Origin of the sequence: Actinokineospora bangkokensis (assembly GCF_001940455.1) — a bacterium.
GTDB classification, from domain to species: Bacteria; Actinomycetota; Actinomycetes; order Mycobacteriales; family Pseudonocardiaceae; genus Actinokineospora; species Actinokineospora bangkokensis.
This window is the reverse complement of sequence record NZ_MKQR01000021.1, coordinates 137123-159533: the sequence shown is the minus strand read 5'-3', so window position 1 is coordinate 159533 and position 22411 is coordinate 137123. Positions and strand designations below refer to the sequence as shown.

The 22411-nt window shown below is 73.8% G+C and carries 19 protein-coding genes; 14 read left to right on the top strand and 5 right to left on the bottom strand.

Features of this window, described 5'->3' with window-relative positions; all coding sequences use genetic code 11:
* Positions 1–322 precede the first annotated feature (322 nt).
* Genes gatC through gatB form a run of 4 tightly spaced genes read left to right on the top strand, consistent with a single transcriptional unit; the run spans position 323 to position 3835 of the window.
* A complete protein-coding gene (gene gatC / locus BJP25_RS20980; RefSeq protein WP_075976691.1) occupies positions 323–622 on the top strand; it encodes an Asp-tRNA(Asn)/Glu-tRNA(Gln) amidotransferase subunit GatC in 300 nt (99 codons plus the stop codon).
* Positions 619–2130, top strand: a complete 1512-nt coding sequence (gatA, locus tag BJP25_RS20975) for an Asp-tRNA(Asn)/Glu-tRNA(Gln) amidotransferase subunit GatA (RefSeq protein WP_075976690.1) — start codon at positions 619–621, stop codon at positions 2128–2130. The genes gatC and gatA overlap by 4 nt, the downstream gene beginning before the upstream one ends.
* Positions 2130–2333 carry a hypothetical protein gene (locus BJP25_RS20970; protein WP_075976689.1) on the top strand — a complete coding sequence of 68 codons (204 nt, stop codon included), beginning with the start codon at positions 2130–2132 and terminating at the stop codon, positions 2331–2333. Before gatA ends, BJP25_RS20970 begins: the two co-directional genes overlap by 1 nt.
* Positions 2330–3835 carry an Asp-tRNA(Asn)/Glu-tRNA(Gln) amidotransferase subunit GatB gene (gatB, locus tag BJP25_RS20965; RefSeq protein ID WP_075976688.1) on the top strand — a complete coding sequence of 502 codons (1506 nt, stop codon included), beginning with the start codon at positions 2330–2332 and terminating at the stop codon, positions 3833–3835. The genes BJP25_RS20970 and gatB overlap by 4 nt, the downstream gene beginning before the upstream one ends.
* 422 nt (positions 3836–4257) lie before the next feature.
* Here gatB and BJP25_RS20960 read toward each other — a convergent pair whose 3' ends face one another.
* Entirely contained in the window at positions 4258–5445 is a 1188-nt protein-coding gene (locus tag BJP25_RS20960; protein WP_075976748.1) for a PQQ-dependent sugar dehydrogenase, read from the bottom strand.
* Between the two features lie 20 nt (positions 5446–5465).
* Entirely contained in the window at positions 5466–6386 is a 921-nt protein-coding gene (locus tag BJP25_RS20955) for an alpha/beta fold hydrolase (RefSeq protein WP_075976687.1), read from the bottom strand.
* Between the two features lie 82 nt (positions 6387–6468).
* On the opposite strand from BJP25_RS20955, the gene BJP25_RS20950 reads away from it, so the two are divergent.
* Both BJP25_RS20950 and BJP25_RS20945 read left to right on the top strand, forming a co-directional pair.
* Positions 6469–7380: a 2-hydroxyacid dehydrogenase gene (locus BJP25_RS20950; RefSeq protein ID WP_075976686.1), complete on the top strand. Its 912-nt coding sequence runs from the start codon at positions 6469–6471 to the stop codon at positions 7378–7380.
* Positions 7381–7398: 18 nt separating this feature from the next.
* A complete protein-coding gene (locus BJP25_RS20945; protein WP_075976685.1) occupies positions 7399–8025 on the top strand; it encodes a DoxX family protein in 627 nt (208 codons plus the stop codon).
* 106 nt (positions 8026–8131) lie between these two features.
* Here the strand turns inward: BJP25_RS20945 and ilvD are convergent, their stop codons facing one another.
* Both ilvD and BJP25_RS20935 read right to left on the bottom strand, forming a co-directional pair.
* Positions 8132–9976: a dihydroxy-acid dehydratase gene (gene ilvD / locus BJP25_RS20940; RefSeq protein ID WP_075976684.1), complete on the bottom strand. Its 1845-nt coding sequence runs from the start codon at positions 9974–9976 to the stop codon at positions 8132–8134.
* 95 nt (positions 9977–10071) lie between these two features.
* The gene (locus BJP25_RS20935) at positions 10072–10611 is read right to left on the bottom strand and encodes a PH domain-containing protein (RefSeq protein WP_158075696.1); all 540 of its coding nucleotides are present in this window, start codon (positions 10609–10611) and stop codon (positions 10072–10074) included.
* 336 nt (positions 10612–10947) lie between these two features.
* Here BJP25_RS20935 and BJP25_RS20930 point away from each other — a divergent pair, with 336 nt between their 5' ends.
* The 3 genes from BJP25_RS20930 to ilvC are packed head-to-tail and all read left to right on the top strand — an operon-like array spanning position 10948 to position 14390.
* Positions 10948–12765: an acetolactate synthase large subunit gene (locus BJP25_RS20930; protein WP_075976682.1), complete on the top strand. Its 1818-nt coding sequence runs from the start codon at positions 10948–10950 to the stop codon at positions 12763–12765.
* Between the two features lie 58 nt (positions 12766–12823).
* Positions 12824–13330: an acetolactate synthase small subunit gene (gene ilvN, locus BJP25_RS20925; protein ID WP_075976681.1), complete on the top strand. Its 507-nt coding sequence runs from the start codon at positions 12824–12826 to the stop codon at positions 13328–13330.
* A gap of 46 nt (positions 13331–13376) precedes the next feature.
* Positions 13377–14390: a ketol-acid reductoisomerase gene (gene ilvC / locus BJP25_RS20920; protein WP_075976680.1), complete on the top strand. Its 1014-nt coding sequence runs from the start codon at positions 13377–13379 to the stop codon at positions 14388–14390.
* Between the two features lie 56 nt (positions 14391–14446).
* Here ilvC and BJP25_RS20915 read toward each other — a convergent pair whose 3' ends face one another.
* Entirely contained in the window at positions 14447–15151 is a 705-nt protein-coding gene (locus BJP25_RS20915; RefSeq protein ID WP_075976679.1) for a hypothetical protein, read from the bottom strand.
* Positions 15152–15291: 140 nt separating this feature from the next.
* Here BJP25_RS20915 and BJP25_RS20910 point away from each other — a divergent pair, with 140 nt between their 5' ends.
* From BJP25_RS20910 to cimA, 5 genes are all read left to right on the top strand, one after another.
* The gene (locus BJP25_RS20910) at positions 15292–15567 is read left to right on the top strand and encodes a DUF397 domain-containing protein (RefSeq protein WP_075976678.1); all 276 of its coding nucleotides are present in this window, start codon (positions 15292–15294) and stop codon (positions 15565–15567) included.
* A gap of 1685 nt (positions 15568–17252) precedes the next feature.
* Entirely contained in the window at positions 17253–17420 is a 168-nt protein-coding gene (locus BJP25_RS34285) for a hypothetical protein (protein WP_158075695.1), read from the top strand.
* 111 nt (positions 17421–17531) lie between these two features.
* Entirely contained in the window at positions 17532–19124 is a 1593-nt protein-coding gene (gene serA, locus BJP25_RS20900; RefSeq protein WP_075976676.1) for a phosphoglycerate dehydrogenase, read from the top strand.
* A gap of 239 nt (positions 19125–19363) precedes the next feature.
* Positions 19364–20401, top strand: coding sequence for a 3-isopropylmalate dehydrogenase (locus BJP25_RS20895; protein ID WP_075976675.1), 1038 nt, complete (start codon positions 19364–19366; stop codon positions 20399–20401).
* 314 nt (positions 20402–20715) lie between these two features.
* The gene (gene cimA / locus BJP25_RS20890; protein ID WP_075976674.1) at positions 20716–22383 is read left to right on the top strand and encodes a citramalate synthase; all 1668 of its coding nucleotides are present in this window, start codon (positions 20716–20718) and stop codon (positions 22381–22383) included.
* The last annotated feature ends 28 nt before the right edge of the window (positions 22384–22411 follow it).

Below are 22411 nucleotides of genomic sequence, written 5' to 3'. Positions count from 1 at the left end.
TGCGCCGACCGCACATTCTCGCAGATGAGCCCGCCCGCGCTCGGTGGGACGCCGCCCGCGGGCCAGGTCACCGGTTCCGGCCGGGGTCGCGCGGACCCCGCCACCGGTGCCCCGCGCCCGCCCCGCCCACCGCCCCGACCTGGCCGCACGGCCCCGCGCCCGGCTGCGGTGCCCGCGGCCGACCACTTCCGCACCACGGTGTAGCACCCCCGCGCGCCCGGGGACAAGGCGCGGGCGCTCGGCAAATAGACTCCCCTGGTCGCGCCGGGACACCGCCCGGCCGCGACGAGGACCGAAGCAGACAACCCCGGGGGTTCGTCGAGTGCCCAGCATCTCCCGCGCCGAGGTGGCCCACCTCGCCAGACTGGCCAGGCTGGCCGTCACCGAAGAAGAGCTCGACCTGTTCGCGGGCCAGCTCGAGAAGATCGTGCAGGCGGTCGCCAGGGTCGGCGAGGTCGCCGACCAGGACATCCCGCCCACCTCGCACGCGGTGCCGCTGACCAACGTCTTCCGCGACGACCTGGTCCGCCCCGGGCTGGTGCAGCAGCAGGCGCTGGCGGCCGCGCCCGCCGCCGAGGACGGCCGCTTCCGCGTGCCGCGCATCCTGGGGGAGGAAGCATGACCGAGCTGACCAGGCTCACCGCCGCCGAGCTGGCCGAGAAGATCCACGGCCGCGAGGTGTCCTCGGTGGAGGCCACCCAGGCCCACCTGGACCGGATCGCCGCGGTGGACCCCGCCGTGCACGCGTTCCTGCACGTCGACGCCGAGGCCGCGCTCAACGCCGCCAAGGCCGTCGACGAGGAGCTGGCCGCCGGGCGCGGTCCGGTGTCGCCGCTGGCGGGGGTGCCGGTGGCGGTCAAGGACGTGCTCGCCACCCTGGGCTCGCCCACCACCTGCGGCTCCCGCATCCTGGAGGGCTGGCTGCCGCCCTACGACGCCACCGTCACCCAGCGGCTCATCGCCGCGGGCCTGCCCGTGCTGGGCAAGACGAACATGGACGAGTTCGCCATGGGCTCGTCGACGGAGAACTCCGCCTACGGCCCCACCCGCAACCCGTGGGACCTCGACCGCATCCCCGGCGGCTCCGGCGGCGGCTCGGCCGCGGCGCTGGCCGCCTTCGAGGCGCCGCTGGCCATCGGCACCGACACCGGCGGCTCCATCCGCCAGCCCGGCGCGATGACCGGCACCGTCGGCGTCAAGCCCACCTACGGCACCGTCTCCCGCTACGGCCTGGTCGCCTACGCCTCCTCGTTCGACCAGGCGGGCCCGTGCGCGCGGACCGTGCTCGACGCCGCCCTGCTGCACGAGGTGATCGCCGGGCACGACCCGATGGACGCCACCTCCATCGACGCCCCGGTGCCCCCGGTCGTCGACGCCGCCCGCCGCGGCGCCACCGGCGACCTGTCCGGGCTCACCGTCGGCGTGGTGCGCGAGCTGGTCGGGGAGGGCCACCAGCCGGGCGTGCTGGCCGCCTTCGAGGCCGCGGTGGCCCAGCTGCGCGACCTCGGCGCCACCGTCGTCGAGGTGTCCTGCCCGAGCTTCGACCTCGCGCTGTCGGCCTACTACCTCATCGCCCCCAGCGAGGCGTCGTCGAACCTGGCCCGGTTCGACGCCATGCGCTACGGCCTGCGCGTCGGCGACGACGGCACCCGCAGCGCCGAGGAGGTCATGTCGCTGACCCGCGACGCCGGGTTCGGCGCCGAGGTCAAGCGGCGCATCATCATCGGCACCTACGCGCTGTCGGCGGGCTACTACGACGCCTACTACGGCTCCGCGCAGAAGGTGCGCACGCTGGTCAAGCGCGACTTCGAGGCCGCGTACGGCCAGGCGGACGTGCTGGTGTCCCCGACCAGCCCGGTCACCGCGTTCCGCATCGGGGAGAAGGTCGACGACCCGCTGGCGATGTACCAGGTCGACCTGTGCACCATCCCGTCGAACATGGCGGGCGGCGCGGCGCTGAGCGTGCCGTGCGGCCTGGTCGACGGGCTCCCGGTCGGCCTGCAGGTGTTCTCCCCGGCGCTGCAGGACCACCGGGGCTACCAGGTGGCGGCCGCCTACGAGGCCGCCCGCGACGCCGCCGACGGCGGCGCCCTCATCCACCGCGTCCCGGAACTGGAGGTCGTGCGCTGATGGCCGCGACGAAGTCCACCACCAAGACCAAGGGCCTGTTCGGCGTCATCAGCTCGGTGGCCGCGGCCACCAGCGCCGCCAACGGGCTGCGCTCCGCCCGCGCCGACGGCGACAAGCTGGCCCTGGTCAACGCCCTGGGCAGCGCCGTCGTGGCGGTGACCGGGCTGCTGCTGGCCGCGCGCGCGCTGCGGGGCAAGCGGTGACCGCTGCGGTCGAGCTGGTCGACTACGACGAGGTCGTCGCCACCTACGACCCGGTGCTCGGGCTGGAGGTGCACGTCGAGCTGTCCACGGCCACCAAGATGTTCTGCGGGTGCCCCACCACCTTCGGCGGCGAGCCCAACACCCAGGTGTGCCCGGTGTGCCTGGCGCTGCCCGGCGCGCTGCCCGCGGTCAACGGCGCCGCGGTGGAGTCGGCCATCCGCATCGGCCTCGCGCTCAACTGCGAGATCGCCGAGTGGTGCCGGTTCGCCAGGAAGAACTACTTCTACCCGGACATGCCGAAGAACTTCCAGACCTCGCAGTACGACGAGCCGATCGCCTACAACGGCTGGCTCGACGTCACCCTCGACGACGGCGAGGTCGTGCGGGTGCTCATCGAGCGCGCGCACATGGAGGAGGACACCGGCAAGTCGCTGCACGTCGGCGGCGCCACCGGCCGCATCCACGGCGCCGACCACTCGCTGCTGGACTACAACCGGGCGGGCGTGCCGCTGGTCGAGATCGTCACCAAGACCATCGAGGGCACCGGCGCCCGCGCCCCCGAGGTGGCCCGCGCCTACGTGCGCACCCTGCGCGACCTGCTCAAGGCCCTCGACGTCTCCGACGTGCGGATGGACCAGGGCTCGCTGCGCTGCGACGCCAACGTCTCGCTGATGGCCAAGGGCGCCGCGGAGTTCGGCACGCGCACCGAGACCAAGAACGTCAACTCGCTGCGCAGCGTCGAGCGGGCGGTGCGGCACGAGATGTGCCGCCAGGCCGCGGTGCTGGGCTCCGGCGGCACCATCCGCCAGGAGACCCGGCACTTCGAGGAGGCCTCCGGCACCACCCGCGCCGGGCGGCCCAAGGAGACCTCCGAGGACTACCGGTACTTCCCCGAGCCCGACCTGGTGCCCGTCGCCCCCTCCCGCGAGTGGGTCGAGCAGCTGCGGGCCACCCTGCCCGAGCCGCCCGAGGAGCGCCGCAAGCGCGTGCAGGGCGAGTGGGGCCTGTCCGACCTGGAGCTGCGCGACCTGGTCAACGCCGGGGCGATCGACCTGGTGGCGGCCACCGTGCAGGCGGGCGCGCCCTCGGGCGAGGCCCGGTCCTGGTGGGTGTCCTACCTGGCGCAGCAGGCCAACAACCGGGGCGTGGAGCTGGGCGACCTGCCGATCACCCCCGCGCAGGTGGCCAAGGTGATCGCGCTGGTGGCCGACGGGTCGCTGACCAACAAGCTCGCGCGCGCGGTCGTCGACGGCGTGCTCGACGGCGAGGGTGAGCCGGAGCAGGTCGTCGAGGCGCGCGGGTTGAAGGTCGTGTCCGACGACTCCGCGCTCTACGCCGCGGTGGACGAGGCGCTGGCCGGGAACCCGGACGTGGCGGCCAAGATCCGCGACGGGAAGGTCGCCGCCGCTGGGGCGATCGTGGGTGCGGTCATGAAGGCGACGAAGGGGCAGGCTGACGCGAAGCGGGTGCGGGAGCTGGTGCTGGAGCGCTGCCAGGTGTGAGCGGGGTGCCTGCGGGGACGGGCTCAGGTGGGCCTGTCCCCGTGGCTCAGTGGGGCCTGTCCCTGTGGGCTCAGTGGGGGCCTGTCCTCGGGGGCCGCGAGTGTGTAACTCGGTGGAGGCGGAGTCAAGGGCGCCCTGCGGGCGTCGCTTCGCGATGGGCTTCGCCCACCCTTGACACCGCCTCCACCGAGCTACGAGCGGCCAGGACTGGGTCAGGCCGGGGGTCTGAGCAAAGCCCATGACTTCTTGCTCAGCTGAGCGGTGTTGGGGGTGCCGGCCTGTTGTGGGGGGCTGGGCGCGTGGGGTTGCGGGGTGGGGGTGGCGTTGGCCGAACGACGGCTCTACCGACCAGTGGGCTCGCCTTCGGCTTCGGGAGGGGAAGGGAAGGGGAGGGGTCTGAGGGTGGGGACGGGAAGGGGGGACTAGTCCTGGCCGCCGCCGTTGCCGGGTTGGGGCTGGACGACGATGATGACGGCTCGGTCGTCGCTGGTGGTGGGGGTGCCGGACTTCTTGTTGGTGGTGCCGCCGATGGCGATCTGCTCGGTCATCAGGTCCAGGCCGTCGAGGCTGCCGAAGCCGTCGGGGGGTTCGAGGGTGACGACGGGTTTGCCGGTGAAGGAGCCGTCGGGGGCCAGGGGGAGGCTTTCCATGTGGGCGGCGGTGGACATGGCGACCCAGAGGAGTTGGGTGGTGGAGGCGCAGCCTGCGACGCCGGGGCGTTCGGTCCAGCGCCAGGCCGGGGCGCCGAGGGGTTTGCCGGGGTCGAGCTTGTAGAGGACGTCGGCTTCGGGGGTGCGGTCGGTGACCCAGGCCTGGGAGCCGTCGAGGGAGGCGCAGACGCCCGCGGGGGAGGACAGGCCGGTCCAGGCGACGAGGCTGCCGGGGGTGGGGTTGTCGGTGGCGGGTTTGCCGTCGGCGGTGAGGCGCAGGACCTTGCCCGCCAGGGAGGTGGGGTTGGCCGCGGCGGCGGCGTTGCCCGCGGTGCCGGTGGCGAGCAGCAGGGCGCCGCGGTGGTCGTTGGCCAGGGAGCCGCGGTTGCCGGTGGTGCCCCGGGGGATGCCGGTGAGGACCGGTTTGGGGGAGTCGCCGGGGGCGATGCGGACCACACGGTTGTCGGTGGGGGTGGTGATGTAGGCGAAGACCAGTTGGTCCTCGACGTAGGTGGGGGACAGGGCCAGGCCGGTCAGGCCGCCGTCGCCGGTGGGGTCCACCGGGACGGTGGCGAACAGGGCCTTGTCCGCGCCCTTCTTCACCAGGTAGATGTTGCCGGTCGCGCGCTCGCCCACCAGGGCGGACGGGTTGGTGCCGTCGCCGGGGAGGGCCGCCACCGCGGAGACGGTGTCCAGGCAGGTTCCCAGCACCGCGGGGTGGAAGTCCTTGCAGCCGTCCGGGGGCGGGACCGAGGTGGGGGGCACCGCCGTGCCGCCGATGCCGCCGCCACCACCGCTGCCGCCGCCCTCCTGGGGGTCCGGGGCGGCCTGCGGGCTCAGCTGCGGGGCCGCCGACCAGCTCGACGGGGCGGGCTGGTCGGTGAAGGTGGCGCAGGAGGACAGCAGCAGGGCAGCCGCCGCCGCGGACGAGGCCGCGAGCACGCGGGACCTGCGCGGCATACCGGACATGGTCACCCACACTAGGCGCGCGGCCGTGAACCCCTGGTGAGCGTGTCGGAGCGGGCCCGCTCCACCGCCGCCACCCGGCGCACCAGCTCCGCCAGCTCCTCGACGACCACCCCGGGCGCCTCCAGCGGGATGAAGTGGCTCGTGGGCACCACCCGGGTCCGCGCGTGCGGCAGGCAGGCGACCGCGGCCACCGCCTGCTCCGGGTCGGCGAGCACGTCGTAGCGGCCCGCGAGCACCGTCACCGGCACCCCGACCCCGGTCAGGTCGCGCTGCGGCACGTCGGCCACCGCCAGCGCCAGGCGCACGTACCAGTCGGCGTCCTGGCCGACGAACCGGCGCACCGCCTTGGCCACCTCGTCCGGGTCCGAGGCCCCGGGCAGCATGAACCCCGAGTGCTGGAGCAGCGTCGCGGTCACCCGGTTGACGGGCACGTTGTGCAGCACGAGGTCCACCAGCGGGCTGATCCCGCCCATGAGCTTGGCGAACCCCAGCCCCAGCGCCCGGCCCACCGGCCGCGGCACCCCCAGCACGCCGAGCATCGCGCCGAACAGGTCGCCGGGCACCCCCGCGGCCAGCAGCAGCCCGGACACCTTCTCCGGGTGGCGGGTGGCCAGCTCGGTGGCCACCATCACCCCCATCGACCAGCCCATCACCACGCACCGGTCGACCCCGGCGTCGGCCAGCACGGCCAGCGCGTCGGCCACGTGGTCGTCGAGGGTGATCCTGCTCTCGTCCGCGGGCCGGTCGGTGCCCAGCGTGCCCCGGTGGTACCAGCTCAGCACGCGCACGCCGGAGTCCGGCAGCAGCAGGGCGGGCCAGGCCTCGGGGATCGTGCCCAACCCCGGGCAGAGCAGGACGACCGGGCCGTCCGAACCGGACTGCCAGGCGAGGACCCGGGTGCCGTCCGCGGACCGGACGTGGTGTTCGCGCATGGTGCCCCCAGTGTGCCGCACCGGCGGCCCGCGGCGGTCGCGGTGGCGCGGGACCGGCCAGGGGGAAACTAGTGTTGTCAGCGTGACGACCACGGTTCTGGTGCCGGACGACCACGGCCTCGCCGTGCTCTCCGGCGTCGACGGCGTGCGCGCTGTCCGCTACGAGACCTTGACCGACCTGCCTGACGGGGCGCGCGGCGCGCAGGTGCTCGTGCCCGACTTCCTCGCCGGGGACCAGGCGGCGCACGTCGGCGCGCTGCCCGACCTGCGGCTGGTGCAGCTGCTCACCTCCGGCGCCGACGCCTGGGTCGGCAAGGTGCCCGAGCACGTCCTGATCTCCACCTGCCGGGGCGCGCACGGCGGCAGCTCGGCGGAGTGGGTGCTCGCCGCGCTGCTGTCGGCCTACCGCGACCTGCCCTTCTTCCGCGACGCCCAGGCCGGGGGCCGGTGGGACCCGCACATCACCGACACCCTCCAGGGCAAGCACGTCGTCGTGGTGGGGGCGGGCGACCTCGGCAGGCAGGTGGAGCGCCGGGTGCTCGCCTTCGACGCCGCCTGCACCCTCGTCGCCACCACCGCCCGCCCGGGTGTGCGGGCCCTGGCCGAGCTGCCCGACCTGCTGCCCACCGCCGACGTCGTGGTGCTGGTCGTCCCCAACACCCCGCAGACCCGGCACCTGGCCGACGCCGCCTTCCTGGCCCGCATGCCCGACGGCGCGGTGCTGGTCAACGTCGCCCGCGGCCCGGTGGTCGACACCGGGGCCCTGCTCGCCGAGCTGACCGCGGGCAGGCTGCGCGCCGCGCTCGACGTCACCGACCCCGAACCGCTGCCCGCCGACCACCCGCTGTGGCGCGCGCCGGGGGTGCTCATCACCCCGCACGTGGCGGGCAGCAGCGGCGGGCACCGGGCGCGCGCCTACGAGGTCGTGGCCCGCCAGGTGGCGAAGTTCCTCGCCGGGGAGAAGCTGGACAACCTCGTGCAAGGGGCGTACTGAGCCGTTAGGGTCCGGCCCGTGAGCAGCGACGAGTTCTACCGGACCTCCGAGGCCACCACCGGCCCCGGGTACGACAGGGTCGGCTACGACACCGGGCCCACGACGACCTTCGCCGCGCCGGACACCGACCACGCCCCCGCGCGCACCCGGCCCCCGCACGAGTGGCACTTCGGCGCGGACCTGGCGCTGTTCGTGCTCCGGGTGACCGTCGGCGCGCTGTTCGTCGGCCACGGCCTGCAGAAGGTGTTCGGCCTGCTGGGCGGTCCGGGCATCGGCGGCACCACCGACCTGCTCACCGGGCTGGGCTTCCAGCGGGCGAACCTGCTGGCCTGGGTGCTCGGCGGCACCGAGCTGGGCGCGGGCGCGCTGCTCGTCCTCGGCCTGTTCACCCCGGCCGCCGCCGCGGGCGTGCTCGGCGTGATGGCCAACGCCATCTACCTGCGCATCGACGTGGGCGCCTTCGCGGGCGGGGTGGAGCTGGAGGCGGTGTACGCGGCGGCGGGCTTCGCGCTGCTGTTCGCGGGCGCGGGCAAGATCTCGCTGGACCGCAACAGCCCGTGGTTCCGCCGCGCGCCCGCGTGGGGCTTCATCTTCCTGCTCCTGGCCGCCGGGCTCACCGTCGTCACCCTCGTCGTGCTGCGCTGAACCCCTCCCGCCCCCCTCGTCCTGCGCCCGAACCGACGCGCCTGTCCTGACGCCGAACAGGGCCGCCCCCCGAAGCCGGGGAGCGGCCCTGGTCGCTCGTCGAGGCCTACTTGGACGGGTCGCGCACGGCGCCGGTGGAGGCGTCGGTGGCCATCCGGGCGTAGGCGCGCAGCGCCTTGGTCACCGGGCGGTCGCGCTCCTTGGGCTGCCAGGGCCGCTCGCTGGCCTCCATCTTGGCCCGCCGCTCGGCCAGCACGTCCTCGTCGACCAGCAGCTCCAGCGCCCGGGTGTGCACGTCGATGCGGATCTGGTCGCCGTCCTCCACCAGCCCGATCAGGCCGCCGCCCGCCGCCTCCGGCGAGATGTGGCCGACCGACAGGCCCGAGGAGCCGCCGGAGAACCGGCCGTCGGTGATGAGCGCGCACTTCTTGCCCATGCCCGTGCCCTTGAGGAACGAGGTGGGGTGCAGCATCTCCTGCATGCCGGGGCCGCCGGAGGGGCCCTCGTAGCGCACCACCAGCACCTCCCCGGCCTGGATGGTCTTGCTGAGGATGACCTGCACGGCCTCCTCCTGGCTGTCGACCACCCTGGCCGGGCCCTGGAAGGTGAACAGCTCCTCGTCGATGCCCGCGGACTTGATCACCGCGCCGCGCTCGGCCAGGTTGCCGCGCAGCACCGCCAGCCCGCCGTCGGCGGTGAAGGCGTGCGCGACGTCGTGGATGCAGCCCGCCTCGGCGTCGGTGTCCAGCGACGACCAGCGGTTCGAGGTGGAGAACGCCTCGGTGGTGCGCACCCCGCCGGGGGCGGCGTGGAACAGCTCCACCGCCCGCTCCGACGGGTTCGGCCCGCGCACGTCCCACTCGGTCAGCCACTGCTCCAGCGACGGCGAGTGCACCGCGTGCACGTCGGTGTTGAGCAGCCCGCCGCGCCACAGCTCGCCCAGGATGGCGGGGATGCCACCGGCCCGGTGCACGTCCTCCATGTGGTAGTCGGAGTTCGGCGAGACCTTCGACAGGCACGGCACCCGGCGCGAGATCGCGTCGATGTCGTCGAGGGTGAACTCGACCTCGCCCTCCTGGGCGGCGGCGAGGATGTGCAGCACGGTGTTGGTCGACCCGCCCATGGCCATGTCCAGCGCCATCGCGTTCTCGAACGCCTTGCGGTTGGCGATGCTGCGCGGGAGCGCGGACTCGTCGTCCTGCTCGTACCAGCGCTTGCACAGCTCCACGATCGTCGTGCCCGCCTGCTCGAACAGCGCCCGGCGCGCGGCGTGCGTCGCCAGCGTGGAGCCGTTGCCCGGCAGCGCCAGGCCCAGCGCCTCGGTGAGGCAGTTCATCGAGTTGGCGGTGAACATGCCCGAGCACGACCCGCAGGTGGGGCACGCCGAGCGCTCCACCGCGGACAGGCCTTCGTCGTCCACCGCGGAGTTCGCCGAGGCGGAGATCGCGGTGATGAGGTCGGAGGAGGGGTACACGACGTCCCCGACCACGGCGGCCTTGCCCGCCTCCATCGGCCCGCCGGAGACGAACACGACCGGGATGTTGAGCCGCATGGCCGCGTTGAGCATGCCCGGGGTGATCTTGTCGCAGTTGGAGATGCACACCAGCGCGTCGGCCTGGTGGGCGTTGACCATGTACTCCACCGCGTCGGAGATCACCTCGCGGGAGGGCAGCGAGTAGAGCATGCCGCTGTGCCCCATGGCGATGCCGTCGTCCACGGCGATGGTGTGGAACTCCCGCGGCACCCCGCCCGCCGCGCGGACGCCCTCGGCCACGATGTCGCCGAGGTCGCGCAGGTGCACGTGGCCCGGCACGAACTGGGTGTAGGAGTTGGCGATGGCCACGATCGGCTTGCCGAAGTCGCTGTCGGTCATGCCCGTGGCGCGCCACAGGGAGCGGGCCCCTGCGGCGTTGCGGCCGTGAGTGGTGGTGCGGGAGCGCAGCGTCGGCACGGCTCCTCCATGATCTTTTCGTAGCTCGGTGACAAGGTCCTGGTGCGACGGGGCCGCGGTCGGCGGTCGTCGGGCGGGGAGCGGTAGGGCTCAGGCTACTCCGCGCCCGCGGGGCCCACGCCCCGCTCGCCCGCGCCGGGCACCCGCGCGCCGCCGCGGCCGTCCTCGGCGGACTGGTCGGGCTCGGCGGGGCTGGCCTGGTCCGCCCCGGCGGGGACCTGGTCGGGGGCGGGCCCGGGGTCCTCGGCGTGCGGGGTCGGGTCCGGCACGCGCCCGCCGCTCATCAGCGACAGCGCGGGCAGGTGGCGCACCCGCACCTGCGGCAGCGCCACCTCGGCGCCGTCGTCGAGCACGGCGGTCACGCCCTGCTTCTCCGACAGCTTCAACCCGCCCAGCCGCTCCCAGCCGAAGCGGGTGGTGCGGGTGGCCGTGCGCGCGACGACGTCGACCTCGGTGACCACGGTGCGCACGCGCACCACCCACGCGGTGATCGCGATGGGCACGAGGTAGACGAGCCAGAACAGCGGCGCGCCGAAGGCGAACGGTGTGGCGCAGATCGCCAGCAGCGCCGGGGCCAGCACGGCGATGCCGGGCACGCGGAACACGAGACGGGTCGGGACCTGCTGCTCTGCCACCCCCTGATGGTGCACCCGGCGCGCCGCGCGCACACGCCCGGGGGTGCCCCGGTGTCCCACGGACGGGTCCACATCACGGGATGGCCGTCCCGCAGAGTTGACGCCCTACTGCGGGCGGGCTAACGTCCTGCGACGTGACCGTCCAGTCCATCCTCGTACTTCCGCCGCGCGTTCGCCGCTGACGGAAGCCACACCCACGCGACGAACGCGCGACCCTCGTGCGACCCCAGTGGTCGGCGGGGGTTTTTTGTTGCCCAGACGAGCCCAGAGCAGCCCAGCACCCAGCAGGCCCGCCACCCCCGGGCCGACCCACCCGAGCACCCGCGAGGCAGACCGATGACCAGCGCAGCACCCCGGCCCCCGGCCGCGGCGACCCCCACCGCGCCCCGCCCCAAGCCCGCCCCGCCGACCGGCACCCCGGTCCGCGTGACCGGCGCCCAGTCGCTCGTGCGCTCGCTGGAGGCGGTCGGGGCGGAGATCGTCTTCGGCATCCCGGGCGGCACCATCCTCCCGGCCTACGACCCGCTGCTCGACTCCACCAAGGTCCGGCACGTGCTGGTGCGCCACGAGCAGGGCGCGGGCCACGCCGCCACCGGCTACGCCCAGGCCACCGGCAAGGTCGGGGTGTGCATGGCCACCTCGGGCCCCGGCGCCACCAACCTGGTCACCCCGCTGGCCGACGCCAACATGGACTCGGTGCCGGTCGTGGCCATCACCGGGCAGCAGTCGCGCAACCTCATCGGCACCGACGCGTTCCAGGAAGCCGACATCTGCGGCATCACCATGCCGATCACCAAGCACAACTTCCTGGTCACCGACCCGGTCGACATCCCGCGCACCATCGCCGAGGCGTTCCACCTGGCCAAGACCGGCCGCCCCGGCCCCGTCCTGGTCGACATCCCCAAGGACGTGCTGCAGGAGACCACCTCCTTCAGCTGGCCGCCGGAGCTGCGCCTGCCCGGCTACCGGCCCACCACCCGCCCGCACGGCAAGCAGGTCCGCGAGGCCGCCAAGCTGATCAAGTCGGCCAAGCGCCCGGTGCTCTACGTCGGCGGCGGCGTGGTCAAGGCCGACGCCTCCGCCGAGCTGCTGGAGCTGGCCGAGCTGACCGGCATCCCGGTCGTGACCACCCTGATGGCGCGCGGGGCGTTCCCCGACTCGCACCAGCAGAACCTGGGCATGCCGGGCATGCACGGCACCGTCCCCGCCGTCGGCGCCATGCAGAAGTCCGACCTGCTGGTCGCCCTCGGCGCCCGCTTCGACGACCGGGTCACCGGCACGCTGAGCAGCTTCGCCCCCGACGCCCAGGTCGTGCACGCCGACATCGACCCGGCCGAGATCTCCAAGAACCGCCGCGCCGACGTGCCCATCGTCGGCGACTGCAAGGAGATCATCGTCGAGCTGATCGCCGCGGTGCAGGCCGAGGCCACCCCGGCCACCGACCTCGCCCCCTGGTGGGCCACCCTCAACGGCTGGCGGGAGACCTTCCCGCTGGGCTACGAGTGGCCCGAGGACGGCACGCTGTCCCCGCAGTACGTCATCGAGCGCATCGGCGCGATCGCCGGGCCCGAGGCCGTCTACGCCGCGGGCGTCGGCCAGCACCAGATGTGGGCCGCCCAGCACATCAAGTACGAGAACCCGCGCACCTGGCTCAACTCCGGCGGCGCCGGGACCATGGGCTACTGCGTGCCCGCCGCGATGGGCGCCAAGTTCGGCCGCCCGGAGGCGGTGGTGTGGGCCATCGACGGCGACGGCTGCTTCCAGATGACCAACCAGGAGCTGGCGACCTGCGCCATCGAGGGTGCCCCGATCAAGGTCGCGGTCATCAACAACGGCAACCTGGGCATGGTCCGGCAGTGGCAGAACCTGTTCTACAGCGAGCGCTACTCCCAGACCGACCTGGGCACCCACAAGCACCGCATCCCCGACTTCACCCTGCTCGCCGAGGCGCTGGGCTGCGTGGGCCTGCGCTGCGAGTCCCGCGAGGACGTCGACCGGGTCATCCAGCGCGCCATGGAGATCAACGACCGGCCCGTCGTCATCGACTTCGTGGTCGGCAAGGACGCCCAGGTGTGGCCGATGGTCGCCGCGGGCACGGGCAACAGCGAGATCATGGCCGCCCGCGGCATCCGCCCGCTGTTCGACGAAGAGTGAGCCGGACCCCCGCCCCGACGGCCCACCCCCCGCGGCCGGAGACCCTGAGAGAAGCACCATGAGCACCCACACCCTGAGCGTCCTGGTCGAGAACAAGCCCGGTGTCCTCGCCCGGGTGTCCGGCCTGTTCTCCCGGCGCGGCTTCAACATCGAGTCGCTGGCCGTCGGCCCCACCGAGCACCCGGACGTGTCCCGGATGACGATCGTGGTCGCGGTCGAGGAGCTGCCGCTGGAGCAGGTCACCAAGCAGCTCAACAAGCTGGTCAACGTCATCAAGATCGTCGAGCTGGAGCCGCACGTGGCCGTGCAGCGCGAGCTGCTGCTGGTCAAGGTCCGCGCCGACGCCACCGTGCGCAGCCAGGTGCTGGAGACCGTGCAGCTCTTCCGCGCCAAGGTCGTCGACGTCTCACCGGAGGCCCTCACCATCGAGGCGACCGGCAACCGGGACAAGATCGACGCCCTGCTGCGCATGCTCGAGCCCTACGGCGTCCGTGAGATGGTGCAGTCCGGCATGGTCGCCATCGGCCGGGGCCCGCGCAGCATCACCGCCACCGCCGTCCGCTGACCACCCCGACACAGCAGGTCCACCCCGAAGGGAAGTACAGAGCACAATGTCCGTCGAGATCTTCTACGACGCCGACGCCGACCTGGGCATCATCCAGGGCCGCAAGGTCGCCGTCATCGGCTACGGCAGCCAGGGCCACGCGCACGCGCTGAGCCTGCGCGACTCCGGTGTGGACGTCCGGATCGGCCTGCCCGAGGGGTCGAAGTCGCGCGCCAAGGCCGAGGAGCAGGGCCTGCGGGTGCTCACCCCGGCCGAGGCCTCCGCCGAGGCCGACCTGATCATGATCCTGGCGCCGGACACCAAGCAGCGCGCGATCTACGAGGCCGACGTCGAGCCGAACCTCAACGACGGCGACGCGCTGTTCTTCGGGCACGGCTTCAACATCCGCTACGACCTGATCAAGCCGCCGTCGAACGTCGACGTCGCCATGGTCGCCCCCAAGGGCCCCGGCCACCTGGTGCGCCGCCAGTTCGTCGACGGCAAGGGCGTGCCCGCCCTCATCGCGGTCGAGCAGGACGCCTCGGGCGGCGCCCAGGCCCTCGCGCTGTCCTACGCGGCCGCCATCGGCGGTGCCCGCGCGGGCGTCATCAAGACCACCTTCAAGGAGGAGACCGAGACCGACCTGTTCGGCGAGCAGGCGGTGCTCTGCGGCGGCGCCTCCGCGCTGGTGCAGGCCGGGTTCGAGACCCTCACCGAGGCGGGCTACGCCCCGGAGATCGCCTACTTCGAGGTCCTGCACGAGCTCAAGCTCATCGTCGACCTGATGTACGAGGGCGGCATCGCCCGGATGCGCTACTCGATCTCCGACACCGCCGAGTACGGCGACCTCACCCGCGGCCCGCGCGTCATCGGCCCCGGGGTGAAGGAGGCCATGAAGCAGGTGCTCACCGAGATCCAGGACGGCACCTTCGCCCGCGAGTGGGTGGCCGAGGACGAGACCGGCCGCGCCAAGTACCAGGAGCTGCAGGCCAAGGGCGAGCAGCACCCGATCGAGGAGACCGGCAAGAAGCTCCGCGGCCTGATGTCGTGGGTGGACCGCCCCATCACCGAGACCGCCTGACCGGGCGCAGCGCACCAGGACGGGGCCCGCGGCAGCAGCCGCGGGCCCCGTCCGCGTCAGAAGTCCGGGTCGCAGCGCAGGGTGATCAGCGCCTCCGGGGCCAGCTCGGGCCGGAACGACCACCCCGGGAACCCGCCCCAGGCGATCGACGTGCGCAGGTACTCGACCAGGCCCACCCGGTCGCGGCCGGCGACGCCGAGCAGGTCCGCGTCCGCGGTGACCTCCCCCAGCGGCACGTCGTGCGTGCCGCCGCTGAGGTTGGCCTTGTGCAGCTCGTCGGGGGCGAGCGCGAACCGGTCCGCCGGGCCCTCGTCGAGCTCGTAGGCCAGGTGGTAGGCGTTGCCCAGGCACAGCGGGTCCGGGTAGTCCGGGCCGGGCGGCAGGGTCGTGGGGGTCGGCTCCTGGTGGTAGGTGAGGAACAGCAGCTCGCAGTCCCCGGCGAACCACACCTCGCCCACGTGGCGCAGGCAGGCCTCCAGCGACAGCGGCAGCCCCACCCGGGTGACCAGGCTGTCGACCAGCGCGTTGTCGGCCCCGGTGGGCGGCTGGTGCGGTTCGACCAGCCGGTCGGAGGACACCCACCCGAGCTCGGGCAGGGCCGCGGCGATCCGGGCGACGTGCTGGCCCACCCGCACCATCGTCTCCTCGGCCACGGCGGCCGCGTCCTCCCACAGCTCGTCCGGCAGCGGGCCGAGCGCGCGCAGCTCCGCCCACACCGCCTCGTGCTCACCGCGCAGGTACCGGCCGTAGTAGGAGGTCACCCGGCGTACGCTACTGAGCGCGACCGGGTGGTCCCGGCAGCGACACGTGCCCGCAGGGGTGAGCGGCGGGCACGGGTGGTGTACACAGCGGTCGGCACCCCGACCGGACCGCCCGGTGGGGAACGCGCGGAGGAGATGCGATGGACAGCGCCCCGATCTACGACGACAAGGCCGAGGTCCGCGGCAGGCTGGACCTGACCAGCGCCGACTGGCAGCGCGCCGCCGAGCCCGACGCCGACCCCGACGGCGAGTACGTCGAGATCGCCTTCGTCCCCCACACCGACGGCAACACCTACATCGCGATGCGCAACTCCAAGCACACCGCCCCCGACGACACCGTCCTCGTCTTCACCGAATCCGAGTGGGACGCCTTCGTCGCGGGCGCCAAGGCGGGCGAGTTCGACGAACCCTGGTGACCCGACCGGGGGGTCGGGGGCGGGGCACGGGTTCGGGGGGACCAGCACAGCGCAGGGGGCAGCACGTGACGACCGACGAACCGGTCTGGCGCACACCGGAACAACTGGCTGGGCGACAACTGGCTGGGCAACGACCACCCCTCCCGGTGGTCCGCCAGCCCGACCCCACCACCGAACCCCCCGCGGGCACCCCCCACCCCCCACCGGTCTGGACCCTCCCCGAAGACCTCCCGACCCCATCCCGCCCGTCCCCACCCCTCGTCCCGGGGCCCTCAACCCCGCCCCCTGCGGCTGCGCCCCCTGAGCCCGCGGGCCCGGCACCCGTGTCCTCGCCCGCGGAGGCGGCGCCCTCCGCCATCCCCGCCCGCCCCGCGCCCGCCGAGGCGCCCGCGGTCGCGCCTGTGCCCGCGGAGGTCTCGCCCGTTGCGCCTGCGCGCGAGACGCCTGCGGCCCCGGCCCGGCACGCCCCCGCCTTCACCGGCACCCTCACGCTGTCCCCCACCCCTCTGCTCCAGGTGGAAGCCCGAGCCGTCGACCCCGCTGAAGAGTTCGCGCGCACCGCCGACGGCACACCCCGGGAACCAGCTCTCCCCAGCGCCTCGGACACCCCACAGCCGTACAACCCCGAGCCCCAGACCCCCGCAGCCGCAAGCCCCGCAAACCCTGACAACTCCCCGCCGCCCGCCGGCCCACCCCCCGCATGGCCAGGAGACCTCCCGCCCACCCCGCAGTGGCCAGGAGACCCCTCAGCAGAGCAAGCCCCCGGGACCTGGCCAGGCGACGCACCCGCACACCCCCCGGTCCCGCCCTCCCCGACCAACCCCCAGGAACACCCCGCGCAAAGCGGGCAACTGCCCATCCCGCCCGCCCCCACCGGCAGCGCTCCGCGTCCGCAACCCCACCCGTCCGGCCCACAGCGCCCGCACGCGCCCAACACCCCCGCGCTGACAGGCCCCCGCCCCCCGCAACCGACCGGCCCGCACCCGAATCCGCCCGCAGGCCAACGCACCCCGCCACCCCCCGCCCCCGATCAGCGGACCCCGCGACCCCCCGCCCCGCAACGCCCACCCGGCCCCGCCCAACGAATCCCCACCGGCGCGGGCCCGCAAAGGCCTCCCGCGCAAGGCCCCGCGCACAACACCCCCCGAGGCCCAGCGACCGGTCAGCAGCCAACCGCCGGTGATCCGCGACGTCCCAACGCCCCTCAACCGCCGCAGGGCCCAGCCCCCCAACCCATGCCGGCACCCGGTGAGCGGCGGCCCCCCGCGCAGCACACCCCCCGCGCGCAAGGCCCTTCCCCCGATCGACGGAACCAGCAGGGCCCCGCGCCCACCCCGCCCCCGCGGCCGGGCGCACTTTCCCCGCCGCCGCAGGGTTCCGGCCCGCGGGACGTGCCGCAGGGCAGGGGCCCGACCACCCCACCCGCCCCGCCCGGTCCACGGCAGACACCCCAGAACCGGGCACCGAGGCAGGACCCGCCCACCGGTCCGCCACCGAACCGTCCACAACCGAACCAACTGCCACCGAACCAACCGCAACCCAACCAGCCGCAACCCCACCGCCCGCGGGCCCCGCGGATCGCGCCGCCGCCTCGGGTGGTCCCCCCGCCCGCGGTGGCGTCGACGTTGCCGCCGCCCCCGCCCGCCGGGGTGGGGGGAGCGGGGTTCGGGCCGGTGGGGTCCGGGGTGTCGCACACCGGGACGACCCCGGTGCCGGTGCGGCAGGAGCCCGCGGACGACCCTGGCCTGGCGGTGGAGCGCAAGAAGTCGCGGCCGACGTTCCTGGTGGAGGGCGAGGACGACGAGGTGTTCGGCAACCACGACCTGACCGCGCCGCCGGTGATCGGGGAGTGAGCGTGTCGCGTGTCTCACCCTGCCGTTGAACGGTTCAGAGACCGGCCTAGACTCGTCGCGGTTACAGAGTGGTAACCAAGACCTTGACTGCTCTCAGCCCAGGAGCCCCGCGTGACTAGTTCGAGCCGTCCTGTCGTCCTCATCGCCGAGAAGCTCGCGCCGTCCGTGCTGGACGTCTTCGGCGACGAGTTCGAGGTCCGCCACGTCGACGGGACCGACCGGCCCGCCCTGCTGGAGGCCGTCGCGGCCGCCGACGCGCTGCTGGTGCGCTCGGCCACCCAGGTCGACGCCGAGGTGCTCAAGGCCACCGACACCCTCAAGGTGGTGGCCCGCGCCGGGGTCGGCCTGGACAACGTCGACGTGCAGGCCGCCACCGACCGCGGCGTCCTGGTGGTCAACGCCCCCACCTCCAACATCGTCTCCGCCGCCGAGCACGCCGTGGCGCTGCTGCTGGCCACCGCCCGGCAGATCCCGGCCGCGCACCAGTCCCTGCAGGAGGGGCAGTGGAAGCGCAGCTCGTTCTCCGGCGTGGAGGTCTCGGGCAAGGTCGTCGGCGTGGTCGGCCTCGGCAAGATCGGGCAGCTGTTCGCCCAGCGCCTCGCCGCCTTCGGCACCACGCTGATCGCCTACGACCCCTACGCCTCGCCCGCGCGCGCCGCGCAGCTGGGCATCGAGCTGGTGGAGCTGGACGACCTGCTCGCCCGCGCCGACTTCATCTCCGTGCACCTGCCCAAGACCCCGGAGACCAAGGGCCTGATCAGCGCCGAGAAGCTGGCCAAGACCAAGAAGGGCGTCATCATCGTCAACGCCGCGCGCGGCGGCCTCATCGACGAGGAGGCGCTGGCCGAGGCCGTGCGCTCCGGCCAGGTCGGCGGCGCGGGCGTGGACGTCTACAGCAAGGAGCCGACCACCGAGTCGCCGCTGTTCGGCGTCCCCGGCGTCACCGTCACCCCGCACCTGGGCGCCTCCACCGCCGAGGCCCAGGACCGCGCGGGCACCGACGTGGCGCGCTCGGTGCTGCTGGCGCTGCGCGGCGACTTCGTGCCGGACGCGGTGAACGTGGCCGGTGGCGCGGTGGGCGAGGAGGTCCGCCCGTACCTGTCGCTGGTGCAGAAGCTGGGCACCGTGCTGACCGCGCTGGGCGCCAAGGCCCCGGCGTCGATCACCGTCCTGGTGCGCGGCGAGCTGTCCAGCGAGGACGTCTCGGTGCTGCCGCTGGCGGCGCTGCGCGGGGTGTTCACCGGCATCGTCGACGAGCAGGTGACCTTCGTCAACGCGCTGTCGATCGCCGAGGCCCGCCAGGTGGCCGTGGAGGTCACCACCGAGTCCGAGAGCCTCAACCACCGCAGCGTGGTGACCCTGCGCGGCGCCTACGCCGACGGCTCGACGATCACCGTCAGTGGCACCCTGTCCGGCCTCGACCAGGTGGAGAAGCTGATCGAGGTGCACGGCCGCGCCTTCGACCTGCGCGCCACCGGCACCGTGCTGCTGCTGGAGTACCCGGAGCGCCCCGGCGTCATGGGCACCGTCGGCACCCTGCTCGGCGAGGCGGGCGTGAACATCGACGCCGCGCAGATCAGCCAGACCACCGACGAGGACGCGGTGATGCTGCTGCGCGTGGACCGCGCGGTGGACCCGTCGGTGCTGGAGTCGATCGGCCACGCCGTCGGCGCCACCGTCGTGCGCTCGGTCGACCTGCGCTGAGCGGGTCACCCGGCAGGCCCCACGGTCCACTCCGTGGGACGCCGTCCTGAGCCCGCGCGGTGCCCGGATCGGTTGGTCGACAACCGATCCGGGCACCGCCCGTGTCTCAGAGCGACGCGGGACGCCCCGCGAAACCACCCGAACAGGTGGCGAGGTGCGGCATCCGGGCGGCCTGCCGGTAGCCTTCCCCTGACTACCAGGCCCTGAGAGTTCGGGCCGATACCCCGGGAGGTGTGTGCATGCGGCTCGCGGTGATCCCAGGTGACGGGATCGGGCCGGAAGTGATCGCCGAAGCGCTGAAGGTGCTGGGCGAGGTCATACCGACCGCCGAGATCACCCGCTACGACCTGGGCGCGGCGCGGTGGCACGCGACCGGTGAGCTGCTGCCGGAGTCGGTGCTCGGCGAGCTGCGCGACCACGACGCCATCCTGCTCGGCGCGGTGGGCGACCCGTCGGTGCCCAGCGGCATCCTCGAGCGCGGCCTGCTGCTGCGGCTGCGCTTCGAGCTCGACCACCACGTGAACCTGCGCCCCGCGCGGCTCTACCCGGGGGTCAAGAGCCCGCTGGCCGAGCCGGGCGAGGTCGACATGGTGGTGGTGCGCGAGGGCACCGAGGGCCTGTACGCGGGCAACGGCGGCCTGCTGCGCAAGGACACCCCGCACGAGATCGCCACCGAGGTCAGCGTCAACACCTCCTTCGGCGTCGAGCGCGTGGTCCGCGACGCCTTCGCCAGGGCCGCGGCGCGCCCGCGCAAGCACCTGACGCTGGTGCACAAGACCAACGTCCTCACCCACGCGGGCTCGCTGTGGTCGCGCGTGGTGGAGGAGGTCTCCCTCCAGCACCCGGACGTCACCGTGGCCTACCAGCACGTCGACGCCACGACCATCCACATGGTCACCGACCCGGCCCGCTTCGACGTGATCGTCACCGACAACCTCTTCGGCGACATCCTCACCGACCTCGCCGCCGCCGTCACCGGTGGCATCGGCCTGGCCGCGAGCGGCAACCTCGACATCACCCGCCGCAACCCCTCGATGTTCGAGCCGGTGCACGGCAGCGCCCCCGACATCGCGGGCCAGGGCATCGCCGACCCGACCGCCGCGGTCCTGTCGGTCGCCCTGCTGCTCGACCACCTCGGCGAGCACGAGTCCGCCCGCCGCATCGAGGCCTCCGTCGCCTTCGACCTCGCCACCCGCGACCACTCCTCCCCCGGCGGCACCTTCGCCATCGGGGACCGGCTGGCCGCGCTGGTGTCGTCGAACGTGCGCACCGGCTGAGCCCGTCGCCGCCAGGAGCCCGTCCCCGCGACCCGGGGGCGGGCTCCTCGCCGTTGCGGGCTGCTCGCGGCCACGCCCCGCCCGGTCGCCGGGTGGCGGCGACCGTCCGGATGCCGGGACGGCGGGCTCAGGAGTTGGTACGCGGGCGGGGGGTGTGGCAGCATCGGAGCGTGGCTCACTCCGCCCTGATCATTATCGACGAGCGCGTCGGCTAGCTCCCCACGACGGAGCACCGGCGCGCAGACCTCTCGCATCCCGCGGGGGGTCTTTTTGTTTGCCCACCAGCACGAACCACTGATCCCAGGAGCTTTGCCGTGACCCGCACGACCCCGGCCGGAACGCCGCTCGGCGACTCGTTCCACGTCTACGACACCACCCTGCGCGACGGGGCCCAGCGGGAGGGGATCTCGTACTCGGTGGCGGACAAGCTGGCCGTGGCCCGGTTGCTGGACGGGCTGGGGGTGGGCTTCGTCGAGGGCGGGTGGCCGGGGGCGATGCCGAAGGACACCGAGTTCTTCGCCAGGGCGGCGGCGGGGGAGCTGGCGCTGCGGCACGCGGTGCTGGTGGCGTTCGGGTCCACCCGCCGGGCCGGGACGACCGCGGAGCGGGACCCGCAGGTGCGGGCGCTGCTGGACTCGCAGGCCCCGGCGGTGACGCTGGTCGCCAAGTCCGACCGCAGGCACATCGAGCGGGCGCTGCGCACCGACGTGGCCGAGGCGGCGGAGATGGTGCGCGACACGGTGGCGTTCCTGGTGCGGGAGGGGCGGCGGGTGTTCCTCGACGCCGAGCACTTCTTCGACGGGTACGCCTTCGACCCGGACACCTCGCTGCGGGTGCTCACCGCGGGGGTGGAGGCCGGGGCGGACGTGGTGGTGCTGTGCGACACCAACGGCGGGCAGCTGCCGCTGGGCCTGGCCGACACCGTGGGCGAGGTCATCGCCCGCACCGGGTTCCGGGTGGGCATCCACTGCCAGGACGACACCGGGTGCGCGGTGGCCAACAGCGTCGCCGCGGTGCAGGCCGGGGCCACGCACGTGCAGTGCACGGCCAACGGCTACGGCGAGCGCGCGGGCAACGCCGACCTGTTCCCGGTGCTGGGCAACCTGGCCGTGAAGCTGGGCATGGACGTGCTCCCCGAGGGCGGGCTGGCGGAGCTGACCAGGGTGTCGCACGCGCTGGCGGAGCTGGCCAACATCGCCCCGGACACCCACCAGGCGTACGTGGGGTCCTCGGCGTTCGCGCACAAGGCGGGCCTGCACGCCAGCGCCATCAAGGTCGACCCGCTGCTCTACAACCACATCGACCCCGAGCGGGTCGGCAACGACATGCGCGTGCTGGTCACCGAGATGGCGGGCCGGGCGAGCCTGGAGCTCAAGGGCCACGAGCTGGGCATCGACCTGGCCGACCGCCCGGAGGCGGTGGACAGCGCGCTGCGCAAGGTCAAGGACCTGGAGGCGCGCGGCTGGTCGTTCGAGGCCGCCGACGCGTCCCTGGAGCTGCTGCTGCGCGGGGAGATCGCCCGCACCGACCCGGACGCCCCGGTCGCCGGGCTGCCGTTCGAGCTGGAGTCCTACCGGGTGATCCTCGACCACCACGCCGACGGCGGGGTCGTCTCCGAGGCCACCGTGAAGGTCCGGGTGGCCGGGCGGCGCGTCATCGCCACCGCCGAGGGCACCGGCCCCGTGCACGCCCTCGACGCCGCCCTGCGCGAGGCCCTGGTCCCGCACCTGCCGTGGGTGGAGGGCGTGGAGCTGGTGGACTACAAGGTCCGCATCCTGACCGGGGGAGCCCGTGCAACCGTCGGCGGCACCGATGCCGTCACCAGGGTGTTGGTGCAGTCCTCCGACCGCGAGCTGGAGTGGACCACCGTGGGCGTCCACGGCAACATCGTGGAGGCCAGCTGGCTGGCCCTCTGCGACGCGCTGGTGCACAAGGCCATGCGCGTGCGGTCGGGGGTCGGCGCGGGCGGCCTGCGCGGGTAGGCCGCCACCGGAGACAGGAGGCGGTCGG